This window comes from Streptomyces sp. NPDC091272 (assembly GCF_044757485.1).
Taxonomy (GTDB): domain Bacteria; phylum Actinomycetota; class Actinomycetes; order Streptomycetales; family Streptomycetaceae; genus Streptomyces.
The window spans coordinates 256,591-269,144 of the sequence record NZ_JBIVVC010000009.1; the positions used below are offsets into that span (position 1 = coordinate 256,591).

The following is a 12,554-nucleotide window of genomic DNA, read 5'->3' on the forward strand; positions in this document are numbered from 1 at the left end:
CACCCGGCAGGTATGCCCGGCGACCGCTCCTCACCGCGGTGCACGCCCGTGGGGCCCGCGCACCCGCCACGGCTACGTCAGGTCGAACTCACCGTCCCGCGCCCCCAGCACGAAGGCCGTCCACTCCGCCTCGGTGTACCGGAGCACGGTCTCCGGGTCCGCCGACGACCGCATCGCCACGGCACCCTCGGGCAGGTACGCGATCTCCACGCGCTCCTCGGCGTCCTCGGTGCCCGGCGCGCCGAGCCACTCCACGTCCGAGATGTCGAGGGCGTAGAGCGCGTCCTTCTCCTGCTGCGTTCCCATTTGTCCGGGTGTCCCTTCACTTCCAGCGGCCGGCCCAACAGCCAACGGCCGCTCTCGCAGCAGCCGTTCGCTCCCCTGCCATGGTGCCCGATGCGTCAGCGGGGGGTTCCCTCTTCGCTGCGATCGTGCTAGCCGGATCGCGCTCGCCGGGCCCCGCAGAACCCGGCCCTCAGTCCATCCGGCGGGCGGGGCCGAGCAGGGTCCCCTCTACGGGGGTGGGCATCGTCGCGACCCAGTGCCGTTCGCGGCCCGCGCACCACAGGGTGACGCCGTCGCCGAGGCCGGGCAGCGCGGCGACCTCCTCGGGCGTCAGTCCCAGCAGCCCGCCGATCTGCTGCGCCTCGTCCGGCGACACCCGCTGTACGCCCACGAGCGCGGAGTTGCGGATCAGCCGGGGCGCCACCGGGCTGAGGTACGGCAGCAGGGTGAGCACCGACTGCCAGGGCGACGACACGATCCGTCCGCGCGGCGGCCGCATCCCGCAGTCCCGCACGACCAGCACGGGCGAACCCGGCGTCGCACCGCTCGGCGGCACCCGCCCCACGTCGTGCAGGGTGACGCTGTTCGCGTCCGGCCCGCCGCCCGCCGCCTGCGCGAGCTGGGTCCACGCCTGGGTGCGGCCGGTCTCGACACTCACCCGCGCCCCCGTGCCCGCGGTGCGCAGAGCCACCGCCTGCGCCGTCCAGAGACCGCCGATGAGCAGGATCTCGTACGGGGCGGGGCGGTGCAGCCCGAGTATCCGGGCGTGACCGCCCGTGTCGCTGCCGAGCAGGATGCCGTCGTCACCGACGGGCAGGGCGAGTGCGCCCAGGTCCTCCGTGGCGATGCTGTGCCCGGGGTGGCGCGGGCCGCGCAGCCCGCGCGGTACGAGATCCCTGACCCGGGGCCCCGCCCCGCTGCGGCCCCTCACTCGGCACCGCCCAGCGGCAGTGTGGCCAGTACGCCCGGCAGCTGCTCCCGGTCCAGGCGTACCAGGCCGAGCTTCGCGGAGCCCGCCATGCGCTCCAACTCCTTCCGTACGGACACCAGTTGGGTGTCGGAGTCGCCGGTCACCCGGACGTGCCCGGTGACCGTGGAGGAGCCCCGGTGCGGACCGCGCCGCACGGTCAGGCTGACGGTGGTCGCGTACGAGGGGACCTCGGCCAGCGCGGAGACCAGTCGCGGCAACGGCGTCGCGGCCCTGCCCAGCTCCGGCCAGCGGCCCACCGCGTACGTGGTGTGCAGGCGGTCGTCGCAGCTCCAGACCCGGGACGTCTCGGAGGTCCGCCGGGCGGTGTCCGTCCCCGCACCCCCGCCGGGGCCGGTGGGCCCGCCGGCCCTGACGCAGGCGGTCGTGGCCATCGCGGAGTTCAGCTCCTCCTGGTCGAGCACCACGGCCCGGAAGCCCGCCCCGGTGACGCGGCTCGCCACGTGGTCGGCGACCCGCACCAGGCAACGCTGGGCGCCTGCCACCCCGCCACCGCGGGCCTCGACGGCCTCGTGGGCGCGTTCGGGGTCGAGCTTCAGCGCGATCCAGGTCATCCGCAGCGCGGGCGCGGGAGTCTGCTGCTGGAGTTCGGCGTGCGAGACCCGGGCCGCCGACCGCTCGGGCAGATGCGGGGCCGGAGCGGCCCGTACCTGCTGGAGCAGCTGGGCCGACGCCAGCTCGATGTCGTCCACCGCGAGACAGTCGCCCAACAGCGCCAACGGCAGCGCACGCGCGCCGGACGCGGGCCGCAGCGCCTCGCCGCTCGCCTCGACGCGGACGACGGCGGTGAGGAACGTACCGTCGCCGATCATGCCGACGGTGCGGCGGTCCCGGTCCACGTAGGTGTACGGACCGAACCCGGGCACGTTCTCCGCGACCGGCACCAGCGCGGGGTCCAGGGCGGGATCGAGCCGAGCGCCGCCCGACCGCCCGCGGGCCCGCAGCGCGAGTACCGCGGCGAGCCAGTCCAGCACCGCGCGCCCCCGGCGGCGTACCACCGCGGACAACAGCAGCAGCACGGCCACCACCGCGCCGAGAACCATCCAGCTGCCGCCGGCCAGCCAGCCGAGACCGGCCGCGGCCACCGCGAGCTCCACGAGGACGAGCTGCCGCAGCGGCAGCGAGGCCGGCCGGCCGGTCCGGGAGAGCGGTCGCAGACCGGCCTTCGCCGGTGGATCGGCGGGCCGGGAAACGGCCGCCGGGCCGGGGGTGACAGAACCCTGCCGGTCCGGGTTGTTCGATTCGTTGCTACGTTGCCGACGGGAAGAGTTACGTCGGTTTCCGGATGGTTGCGGTGTGTTCCGCCCCCCGCGTTCGCGCGTTGTCGTCGCCACCGCAGCCTTCCCGTCGGTTCTACAACCGGCCACCCCGTGTCAGGGGTTGACCGGTCGATCACAGTACCGGAGCAGCGGGATGCGAACACCGGCAGGCATAGTGAGGGGCAGCAGGACAGCAGGACCCGCCCGGAGGAGCGCGGTGCACCCGGGGACCTGTGCGGCCCAGCGGGGAGAGGGAACAGCGGACAGATGGCATCACGTCGGGACGAACTCAACGCCTACACATTTGCGAAGAGGAGATTGATTGCGCAGTTTCTCCAGCCCAGTTCGACGGGTTCGGAAGAAGGTGCGCCCCGGCCGTTGCGGGCGGTGATTCCGGGCGCGATCGTGGGTGTGGTGATCCTCGCGGGGTTCGGCGCCTGGGGCATGTTCAAGCCGGTCGCGCCCAAGGAATGGGACAAGCCGGGCGAGAACGTGATCATTGCCAGCAAGTCGACCACCCGCTATGTGGTGTTGAGCACCGACGGCAAGACCCAGCTGCACCCGGTCCTGAACATGTCCTCCGCCCGGCTGCTCCTCGACCCGAGCAAGGGCAAGGTCGTCAACATCGACGAGAAGGTGCTGGACAGCGGGAAGATCCCGCACGGCGCGACGCTCGGGATACCGTACGGCCCCGACCGGCTGCCGGAGGCGAAGGAAGCGGGTGGCGCGAAGCGCTGGGCGGTCTGCGAGCAGCAGGGCGAGGGCGGCCGGGCCATCCAGAAGGCGGCGTTCGTCCTCGCCGAGCGCGAGGCCGCGAAGACCGACAGCCGCGAGCGCCTGACCGGCGGCGACCTGCTGTACGTCGAGGGGCCAGGACCGGCCCGTACCCGCTACCTGGTGGACGCGGGCGGCACCGCGTACCCGGTGGCCAAGGAAGAACTGCTGCTGCGCCAGTTGGTCGGGCACGGGCGCGTCCCGCAGCGCGTGTCGGCGGGCTGGCTGGCGACCCTGCACAAGGGGGACGCGATCGGCTTCCCCCGTATCGCCGCCTCGGACGGAGTGCCCAACACCCCGGCGGGCGCGCCTGGCAGCCTGCGGCCCGAGCAGAACAAGGTGGGCATGGTACTGCGGGCCACCGACGGCACCAGGTCCCAGCAGTACGTGGTCCTCAGGGGCCGGGTCGCCCCGGTGTCCGACTTCACCGCGAAGCTCCTGATCAACAGCCGCCAGCTGATCTCGCTCGGCCAGGCGGGCCGCCCGACGGCGGTGAGCGCGGCGGCGATCGAGCCGGGCGCGGCCTTCGGCCAGGACCGCCGGTGGCCACAGGCGGCGCCGAAGCCGGTGAACGACCCGGCGACAGGCTCGGCGACGCCCGCCGGCTCGGCACAGTCCGCCGGCTCTCCTGGGCCCGCCGGCTCTGCGCGGTCCGCCGACCCTGCGTCCCCTGCGTCGCAGTCCACCGGTTCCTCGGCCCCCCGCAACACCGTGTGCAACGTACTGCGTTCCGTGGACAGTGCGACCGGTGCCACCACGCTCAGCACCTGGGCGGGCCCGGCGTTCCCCGCGCCGCTGCCGGCCGGGGCGAGCAGTGCGTACGTCACGCCCGGCTCCGGCCAGCTGTTCCGCCAGTTCCAGGGCTCCACCACCGGCACCGGCTTCGTCTTCCTGGTCACCGACACGGGACTCCGGTACGCGATGCAGTCCAACGGCGACAGCGCGACGGGCGACCCGGAGGGCGGCATCGGCTCCGGTACGAAGGAGGAGCAGGAGGCGCGCAGGCAGGAGGCGGCCCAGGCGCAGACCCGCCTCGGCTACAAGGACGTACAGCCCGCCCCGATACCGCTCGCCTGGTCGGAGTTCCTGCCGACCGGACCGCGTCTGTCGACGGGCGCGGCGCGCCAGCCGCAGGGTTCGTGAGGAGCGGCGCGCAGATGACCCGTCACCAACTCCCCCCTCTCGTACGGCTGCTGACGGCCGCATCGGCCACGGCAGTGCCGCTCCTCGGTCTGCTCGCGGTGTCCGCGCCGCCCGCGACGGCGGCCCCGGCGGCCGGTGAGGACACCGGGGATCAGTGCCAGTACCCGGCGAAGCCGTACGAGGGGCGCCCCTGGGCCCTCCAGCGGGTCCTGCTCGACGAACTGTGGAAGCAGTCCACCGGGAAAGGCGTCCGGGTCGCCGTCATCGACAGCGGCGTCGACGTGAAGAACAAGCAGCTGACCCCGGCCGTGGACACCCGCAGCGGCCTCAACGCGCTGCCCAAGGGCATCAAGGACGAGCAGGGCACGCCGATCGAGCGCGGCAAGGAGGACGGCACCACGGACACGGTCGGCCACGGCACCAAGGTGGCGGGCATCATCGCCGCACGCCCGCTGCGCGGCACCGGCTTCGTCGGCCTCGCCCCGGACGCCACGATCATCCCGATCCAGCAGAACGACGCCGAGGGCCACGGCGACGCGGTGACCCTGGCCACCGCCATCGACCACGCGGTCGCGAGCCGGGCGAAGGTCATCAACATCTCGCAGGACACGGCGAACGCGACAAGGCCGACACCGGTGCTGGAACGCGCGGTCGAGCGGGCGCTCACCAGGGGCATCGTGATCGTCGCCTCCGCGGGCAACGACGGCCTGGGCGGCAACGTCAAGCAGACCTACCCCGCCTCCTACCCGGGCGTCCTGGCCGTCGCCGCGTCCGACCGCAACAACGAACGGGCGGCGTTCTCCCAGTCCGGCGAGTTCGTCGGGGTCGCGGCGCCGGGGGTGGACATGGTCTCGACGGTCCCCGGCGGCGGCCACTGCGCGGACAACGGCACGAGCTTCTCCGCCCCGTACGTGGCGGGGGTCGCGGCCCTGATCCGCAGCAAGCACCCGGACTGGACCCGCCAGCAGGTGGTCACCCAGATCCAGCAGACCGCGGAGCGCGCGGTCCCGGCCCACGACCGACTGGTGGGCTGGGGAGTGGTCGACCCGGTCCGCGCACTGACCGAGGACGAGCACACGCCACCCCCGGCGCCGGTTGCGGGCGGAGGTCTGACGGGCGTGCACGCCCCGACCGCCGCCGAACTCCCGGTGGGGGAGACCCCCCAGGAGCGCGACGCCCGCCTGGGCACGTACGTGATGGTGGGGGGCGGTGTGCTGGTCGCGGCGATCGCGGGTGCGGCCGTGGCGGTACGGGACGGCCGCCGACGGAGCCGCGCGACGACCGTGGTCACTCCCCACGGTGGTGCGCGGTCGCAGTAGCGAACAACATCACCTCAAGTCGGGATGTGGGGGACAAGTACCCACCAACGTCCCACAAGCGCTTGCGGTGTTGTCCATCACGCGCCTGATAACGGGGTTGGCTGTGCCGGAGATCTGGATAGAGTGGTTCCCCTGTGACGGATGGGACTCGCCAGCACTGCGATCGCAACCGGTAGGGACAGAGCAAACGGGGACGGGGAAGGTAATTCATCGTGGGCGATGACGGAAGCGATCTGTCGAAGGGCGTGGGGGCGCTTCGGCGTTTCCAGAGCAGGGTGAACGTCCTGCTGAACGACCTTGAGGGCGGAGACGCGGGCCGCACGAAGATCGCGGCACAGCGGGTGTCGAGGGCGTCGCTGAGCGGGGGCAACGCGGCATTCGCGGAGGCGGACGGGCTGTACGCGCAGTACAACCGCGTGCACCAGCAACTCACGTCGCTCTCCAAGACGTTGGGGTACCAGATCGAGGCGCTGAGCATTGGTGTGCACGCGTCGGAGGTCGGTTACGACAATGTGGAGGAGGAGGTGCGGCAGAGGTATGCGGGGATACAGGCGCGGCTTACCGAGGAGCAGCTGGCACAGGAGCGCCGAGACCTGGCCTATGAGCGCGAGCAACGTCAGCGGGAAGCGCGCCTCCACCAGCCTGGCCCACAGGGGCCCTCCACGGCCCCCAAGACGGAGTACTGACCATGGCTGAAGAGAACCCGCAGACCTCTGCCGAAAAGGCGCAGCTCGCGCAGGACCGCGCGGAAGTCCGGGAGCAGCTCGGCTCGACCGAGAACCTCGAAGCGGTCGCGAAGATGAGAACGATGTTCGCCCCGCCGGAGACCTGGGACGACCCTCCTCCCGTCCCTCTCGTGCAGACGCTGAGCCGTCCGGGGCACGGGGCTCGGACCAGCTTCGAGGCCCACGACCTCAACGCCATGATCGACCTGGTCGAGAACGCGAATCCGGCCGAGCTGGCGGCGGCAGGAGAGGCCCTCTGGGCGGCCAGGACCGCGCTCAAGGATGCGGCCAAGGAGCTCAGCGACTACGTCGGAAGCGTGGATTGGCACGGTGAAGGCGGAACCCGTTTCCGTACCTTCGGCAAGGGACTTGCCGCGCACGCCGGCCTCCTGGGCGACTTCGCCCACACGGCCGGTACGCAGATCATGGTCGCGAGCACCGGTCTGACCTCCGTGCACAAGGCGATGCCACCGAGGGACAGCCGGCTGGACCAGCGCAAGCCGGACGATGTGCCGTTGGTGAGCCGCGTCGAGGGCAACCCGGCGTACGACGCGGCGCTGAAGGTGGAGAAGGACCGCCAGGAGGCCATCAACCAGATGAACCGCCTGTCGTCGTTCTACATGGTCTCCGAGCAGAACCTCGCGATGGAGGACCCGCCGCAGTTCGACCAGGTTCTGAAGGCGAACGTACCGCCGCCCAGTGGTGGCGGCGACGGGTCTCTCGGAGAGGCGCGGGGCGGGCCCGGAACCCTTGGCAACTCCGGACCGGTCGCGCCCGCCGACACGACCCGCCCCGGCGAGGTCGCGCACCCGGAAGCCGGACGCGCGGACGCCGTGGGTAACGCCCGGGTGCCGGGCGACACCGACCGTCCCGTCGGCTCGGTCGGGGCGGTTTCCCCCGCACCGGTCAACGACCCGTCGATGCAACTCGCCCAGACCGCGGCGCCGCCGGCTCCTGCGCCGGTCGCTACTCCTACGACCGTCCCGACGTCAGCCCAGGCCCCGACGGTGGGCAATACGCCACCCATGGCTCCGGGTTACGCACCTCCGGCGCAGGGCGGCGTGAAGCGTGCGCCGGGCATCTCCGGTATGCCCGCGGGTCGACCGGGCGCTCCCGGGCAGGCGCCGTTGGGCCGCGCAGGAGGCCCCGGCCAGTCCGCGATGGGAAGGCCCGGTGCCCCCGGTCAGGCACCGATGGGCCGCGGAAGCGCGCAGGGCCAGGCCCCGATGGGCCGTGCTGGCGCCCCCGGGCAGCCGCCCATGGGCCGCGCGGGCCGCACCGACGGAATCACCGGCGGCAACCCCCAGCGCACCGCGCCCGGTTCCACCGGCTCCCGCATCCCGCGCGGCACGGTCGTCGGCGGCGAGTCAGGTATGGCAGGTCGCACCTCGGCGGGCCGCGTCCCCGCGGGCGGAGCAATAGGCGCCAACCCGGCGGGCAGCAGGGCCAACCGGCCCACCGGCCGCCCCGCCTCCAGCACGAACGGAGTGGTGGGTACGCCCCGGAACGGTGCGGCAGCCCCCGCCAGGCCCGGGACCGGCGGCTTCACCCAGGGCGGAGCCGGACTCGTACGAGGCCCGGCAGGCCCGCGCGACCCGAACGAGCGCGACGACGAGCACGGTTCGGAGCGGCCCGACTACCTGACCGAGGACGAAGAGACCTGGACAGCCGGCCGCCGCAGTGCCGTACCGCCGGTGATCGGCTGAGTTCCACCACGTCCGACCGAGTAAGACCCAGCACAGCGAAAGGCCCGGAAGCCAGGATGACGGCAGGAACCAGCCAGCCCCGAAGGCGCCGGCAGCGCAGGCAATGCGTGCTCGCGGCAGCGATGGTGTGCAGTATCGGCCTCGCTGCCGCGGCTCCGGCGGCGGTCGCTGCCGAGGCCTCGCCTGAGCAGTGGTACCTGGGCCCGATGAAGGCCGAGGAGATGTGGAAGGTCTCCACCGGCAAGGGCATCAAGGTCGCTGTCATCGACTCCGGGGTGCACGCGTCCACACCGTCCCTTAAGGGGCAGGTGCTCCCTGGCAAGCACTTCACCAGGGAAGGCGCGGACACCCAGACCGACGACACCAACGGTCAGGGGACCACGACGGCGGAGCTCATCGCCGGAACGGGCAAGGGTGGGGGCATCCGAGGACTCGCGCCGGGAGCGAAGATCATTCCGTTCAAGGTTGCCCTCCACAAGCACGATGCCCTCCCCGAAATCATGGAAGATTCCCTGTACCAGGCGGTGAGGGCTGCTGCGGACAGCGACGCACAAATCATCAACATTTCTGTGGGTAGCGAGTGGCCGATCCAATTGGGCAGGTTCGGCGAGACGGATGCCTTCAAATATGCCGCTTCCAAAGGCAAGTTGGTGTTCGCCGGGACCGGTGACAACGCCAAGCAAGGGAACAAACCCCAGTACCCCGCCAAGAACCTTGAGGTTGTCGGGGTGTCCTCGACCGACCGCAACGGTCAGGTGAACAACTACTCGCAGCACGGGGATGAGGTCGATCTCGCGGCTCCGGGTGCCGAGATCCCTCGTTGGTGCGATGCGAAGTTCGAGCGGTACTGCTCCGGCGGTGGGTTCGTTTCCGCTGCGGCCCTGGCGTCCGCCTCCGCTGCCCTGATCTGGTCCAAGCACCCGTCGTGGAGCGCGAATCAGGTGCTGCGTGTCATGTACGACACGGCAGGCCGAAGCTGGAAAACGGGATCGCGAAGCGTCTACCTGGGCCACGGCAGCATTCGCCCGCGGGCGCATCTCGTCGATGGCAAGGGTGATCCAGGTGCCCCCGACCGGGACTTCGTCGCGTATGAGGTTGAGCCCAACCCCCCTGCCGCCACCAAGCCGCCTGCAAAGTCCCGTAGCAAGGACTCCCCGGCCCTCGCCTCCTCCTCCCAGGACGCCGGCTCCGGCCCCTCCCCCCTCCTCATCGGGGGAATCGTCACAGCCGTGCTCGTCCTCGCCGCAGGCGCCTTCGCGGTGGTCCGCAAGCGCCGCACCACCTGACCAACGGCCGCTCATCGCAACACCTCCACCCACGCGCAACCGAAAGGAAGTCATCTCATGCCGCTCGACCAGCAGAAGCTTGACGATGCCTCACTCACCAAGCTCCAGACGCGTCTGACCCACGGCTTCGACGGGGTCAAGGGAACGCTGCACAAGCTGAACGCCACGCTCGACAACCTCGAAGGCCAGTGGCGCGGTATCGGCGCCGGCGCGTTCAACCAGAAGCAGTCCGAGATCAACCAGCGGATCGTGGAGATCGGCAAACTGCTCCTGAAGTTCCAGGAGGGCATCGAGGCAGCCCGGACCATCACCGGCAACACCGAGGACGAGGTCCTTCAGGCGATGCGAGGCGTCGACGTGGTGGGCGGCTACCAGGGCGACGCGAGGGTTGAGGCCAACACCTCGAACCTCAACAAGTTCTGAGGGCCGGCCCCGCCCCCTCTCCACCCGCACAACTCCCTTCCCACCACACCACTCCGGAGCACCCCATGGCACCGCAGGAACCCGGCTCGATGATCGTCACCTACAGCGCGCTGGACCGTGCCGCCGAGGACGTCCAGCGGCAGGCGAAGCGTCTGGAAACGGAACTCAAGGCCATCCAGACCGAGGTCAAGAGCGTTTCCCAGCTGTGGGCGGGTAAGGCCCACACGGCGTACGAGACCGCTCAGCGCGACTGGGACAACCAGGCGCAGGGCATCCACGACAACCTGACCAAGATCTCGCAGCAGATAGCGCAGGCCGTCCTCGCGTACAAGGCCGCCGACAACAAGGCCGCGAGCAACTTCTAGCCGCTCGACGAAACGCACGACTCGGGGTGGGCACACGCGGGAGGCGCCCACCCCGGGGCGCGCAGATCAACTGGGCAGATACACCCAGGACCTGACCCCCCTGTGCGGGGGCGCAGCCTCGCCCACTCCCCACTCCCCGCCCCAGTCGTTCACGACCTCCGCGAGCAGCCACAGCGCCCGCCTGCGCCGTACGAAACACAACGACGCGGCGTCCACCTCCGCGTGCGCCGGATGCTGGTCCCACACCACCAGCCGCAGACACTCCTCGCGCCACCGCAGTGAGATGTACAGCTCGGCGCCGCTGGTCAAACCGCTGGCCACGGCGACGAGTTCAGTCACGGCGAGCGCGGTAACGACCCCGTACCGCTCCATCCCGTGCACCCGCAGCGCACCGGCCACGGCATTCCGTACGATGCCCGCACTGCGCGGCTCACCGGGAACGGTGAGACTCAGCGCGAGCACGCCTCTTTCCTCGTACGACGATGGTTCTTCAAGGGCAACGGGGCAGAGCGAGGTGACCGTCATGGCTGAACTCCCTTGTTCACTACGGTTACTGGGGCGCTGTCCGGCCCGCCGGCGAGTAGTGGCCTGTCTCCCTGGCACGAGCCCGCCCCTCCCAGGGAAGAAGCTTCCGGGCAGGCTCGCGCGATGCACTTCCAACTCGTGTGCGTAGTCGGTGCGTTACTCAAAGTAGAGCACACGAGGCACCTGTGCCCAAGCTAAAGGGGGCAATTGCCGATCTATCTGGACTGGCACACCTGTACAGCGGCAGACTGATCGCAACGTCCGCCCGAAAGGGGCAGCATGCCAACGCGACCCACACCGTCGGAGCGACAACTGCGCCTCGGGGCCGAGCTCCGCAAGATGCGCACTGCCGCGGGTGCGACCACCGAGTACGCCGCGGGGCTGCTCGGTCTCGACCGCACGAAGGTCTCCAACATGGAGTCCGGAGTACGTCCGATCGCCCCGGAGCGGGTGCGCACGCTGGCTAGCAACTACGAGTGCGCGGATGCCGAGTACGTCGACGCGCTTGCCGAGATGGCGGCACGGCGCGGACGCGGGTGGTGGGACAAGTACCGGGGAGAACTGCCCCAAGGGCTACTGGACATCGCCGAGGTGGAGTGGCACGCGCACGCGTTGAGCACCGTCCAGACCGTGCACGTTCCGGGTCTGTTGCACACCGAGGAGTACGCTCGTGCGGTCTTCGACTCGGTGCTTCCGCCCCTGTCCCGCCTGGAGGTCGAACTCCGCGTGGCGCATCGGATGCAGCGCCGCCAGGTACTGGTGCGCGAGCCGCCGATGCCGTACGTCGGGTACGTCCATGAGGCCGCGCTGCGGATGAGGTTCGGAGGTCGACAGGTGATGCGCGAGCAGCTGAAGCATCTGTGCGGGATGTCCGAACGCGACAACATCACTCTGCGCGTGCTCCCGGCCGAGGCCGGTGCCTTTCCCGGAGCGGGCCATGCTCTGCTCTACGTGCACGGTGTCGTGCCCCTGCTGGACACCGTGCAGCTCGATTCGGCGCACGGCCCCGAGTTCATGCACTCGGAGGCTCAGCTCCGCAAATATCAGTCGCACTTGGACTGGATGGCCAAGGCGACCCTGCGCGCCGATGAATCGCGGGACTTCATGCATGCCATCGCCAGCCAACTCTGAGGAGAACCCACCGTGACCGGCATCCACTGGGAAGCCCCCTTCTGCGGCGAGGGCAACAACTGCTTTCGCATAGGCACCGACAACGCCGGCAACGGCTACATCGCTCTCCTCGGCCAGGAGGACACCCCCCTCGCCGATACCCAGGAAGCCCTGCGCAACCTCATCCGCGACATCAAGGCGGGCAAGGCCGACCACCTCCTCTGAGTCCCTGGAGTCTCTACGCAAACAGCATCTGGTCGCGTATGGAGATCCCTGGAAACACCTGAATGTGCATCTCGCCGATCTGCTCTTCCAGTTTGAACTGGGCCACCAGCCCGGCAGAACCAGGTGCGTTGGTGATGCGTAGGTGTGTAGCCCCTTCCCGGAAGACATCAAGGAGTTCCCGGCCGTCGGAGTCTGTCCAACGAATTCGGATCGACTGCCCCAGAGGATCGAAGGAGAGCACCAGCGTCTCCCTTTTTTCGTCATAAAGCGTGACCTGGTGCACGTTGCCTTCGATAACTACCGGCCACTCACCGAAGGTGTCAAGGAATTCTTGCTGTTCCGGAGTAGTGAATTCGTTGTACATTACGTTCCCGTCGTACGCGTAGCGGACGGTGCCGGCGGGCAACGCCGACCATCTCCT

14 protein-coding genes are annotated in these 12,554 nt (G+C 70.2%); 9 read left to right on the forward strand and 5 right to left on the reverse strand.

Features of this window, described 5'->3' with window-relative positions:
• Nucleotides 1-72 precede the first annotated feature (72 nt).
• The 3 genes from ACIQM4_RS24925 to eccE all read right to left on the reverse strand — a co-directional run bounded on the left by ACIQM4_RS24925 (nucleotide 73) and on the right by eccE (nucleotide 2,607).
• Entirely contained in the window at nucleotides 73-306 is a 234-nt protein-coding gene (locus ACIQM4_RS24925) for a DUF397 domain-containing protein (protein ID WP_362416549.1), read from the reverse strand.
• A 169-nt stretch (nucleotides 307-475) separates the two neighbouring features.
• Nucleotides 476-1,216, reverse strand: coding sequence for a hypothetical protein (locus ACIQM4_RS24930; protein WP_401595567.1), 741 nt, complete (start codon nucleotides 1,214-1,216; stop codon nucleotides 476-478).
• Nucleotides 1,213-2,607, reverse strand: coding sequence for a type VII secretion protein EccE (gene eccE / locus ACIQM4_RS24935; RefSeq protein ID WP_401595570.1), 1,395 nt, complete (start codon nucleotides 2,605-2,607; stop codon nucleotides 1,213-1,215). The genes ACIQM4_RS24930 and eccE overlap by 4 nt, the downstream gene beginning before the upstream one ends.
• Nucleotides 2,608-2,799: 192 nt before the next feature.
• Here eccE and ACIQM4_RS24940 point away from each other — a divergent pair, with 192 nt between their 5' ends.
• The 7 genes from ACIQM4_RS24940 (at nucleotide 2,800) to ACIQM4_RS24970 (ending at nucleotide 10,273) form a co-directional block, all read left to right on the forward strand.
• On the forward strand, nucleotides 2,800-4,449 hold the full coding sequence (locus ACIQM4_RS24940) for a type VII secretion protein EccB (RefSeq protein WP_401595573.1): 1,650 nt from the start codon (nucleotides 2,800-2,802) through the stop codon (nucleotides 4,447-4,449).
• A 14-nt stretch (nucleotides 4,450-4,463) separates the two neighbouring features.
• A complete protein-coding gene (mycP, locus tag ACIQM4_RS24945; protein WP_401595576.1) occupies nucleotides 4,464-5,768 on the forward strand; it encodes a type VII secretion-associated serine protease mycosin in 1,305 nt (434 codons plus the stop codon).
• Nucleotides 5,769-5,980: 212 nt separating this feature from the next.
• Entirely contained in the window at nucleotides 5,981-6,454 is a 474-nt protein-coding gene (locus ACIQM4_RS24950; RefSeq protein WP_401595579.1) for a hypothetical protein, read from the forward strand.
• 2 nt (nucleotides 6,455-6,456) lie between these two features.
• Complete coding sequence (locus ACIQM4_RS24955) at nucleotides 6,457-8,199, forward strand: hypothetical protein (RefSeq protein WP_401595581.1); 1,743 nt, start codon at nucleotides 6,457-6,459, stop codon at nucleotides 8,197-8,199.
• 56 nt (nucleotides 8,200-8,255) lie between these two features.
• Entirely contained in the window at nucleotides 8,256-9,485 is a 1,230-nt protein-coding gene (locus ACIQM4_RS24960) for a S8 family serine peptidase (protein ID WP_401595583.1), read from the forward strand.
• Between the two features lie 57 nt (nucleotides 9,486-9,542).
• Nucleotides 9,543-9,908, forward strand: a complete 366-nt coding sequence (locus ACIQM4_RS24965; RefSeq protein ID WP_401595586.1) for a WXG100 family type VII secretion target — start codon at nucleotides 9,543-9,545, stop codon at nucleotides 9,906-9,908.
• 65 nt (nucleotides 9,909-9,973) lie between these two features.
• Nucleotides 9,974-10,273, forward strand: a complete 300-nt coding sequence (locus ACIQM4_RS24970; protein WP_401595588.1) for a WXG100 family type VII secretion target — start codon at nucleotides 9,974-9,976, stop codon at nucleotides 10,271-10,273.
• A gap of 66 nt (nucleotides 10,274-10,339) precedes the next feature.
• On the opposite strand, the gene ACIQM4_RS24975 is transcribed toward ACIQM4_RS24970, so the two are convergent.
• Nucleotides 10,340-10,735, reverse strand: coding sequence for an ATP-binding protein (locus ACIQM4_RS24975; RefSeq protein ID WP_401595592.1), 396 nt, complete (start codon nucleotides 10,733-10,735; stop codon nucleotides 10,340-10,342).
• Nucleotides 10,736-11,077: 342 nt separating this feature from the next.
• Here ACIQM4_RS24975 and ACIQM4_RS24980 point away from each other — a divergent pair, with 342 nt between their 5' ends.
• Entirely contained in the window at nucleotides 11,078-11,929 is an 852-nt protein-coding gene (locus ACIQM4_RS24980) for a helix-turn-helix domain-containing protein (RefSeq protein ID WP_401595594.1), read from the forward strand.
• Nucleotides 11,930-11,941: 12 nt separating this feature from the next.
• On the forward strand, nucleotides 11,942-12,133 hold the full coding sequence (locus ACIQM4_RS24985) for a hypothetical protein (protein WP_401595597.1): 192 nt from the start codon (nucleotides 11,942-11,944) through the stop codon (nucleotides 12,131-12,133).
• Between the two features lie 13 nt (nucleotides 12,134-12,146).
• Here the strand turns inward: ACIQM4_RS24985 and ACIQM4_RS24990 are convergent, their stop codons facing one another.
• The gene (locus ACIQM4_RS24990) at nucleotides 12,147-12,539 is read right to left on the reverse strand and encodes a hypothetical protein (protein ID WP_401595600.1); all 393 of its coding nucleotides are present in this window, start codon (nucleotides 12,537-12,539) and stop codon (nucleotides 12,147-12,149) included.
• Between the last annotated feature and the right edge of the window lie 15 nt (nucleotides 12,540-12,554).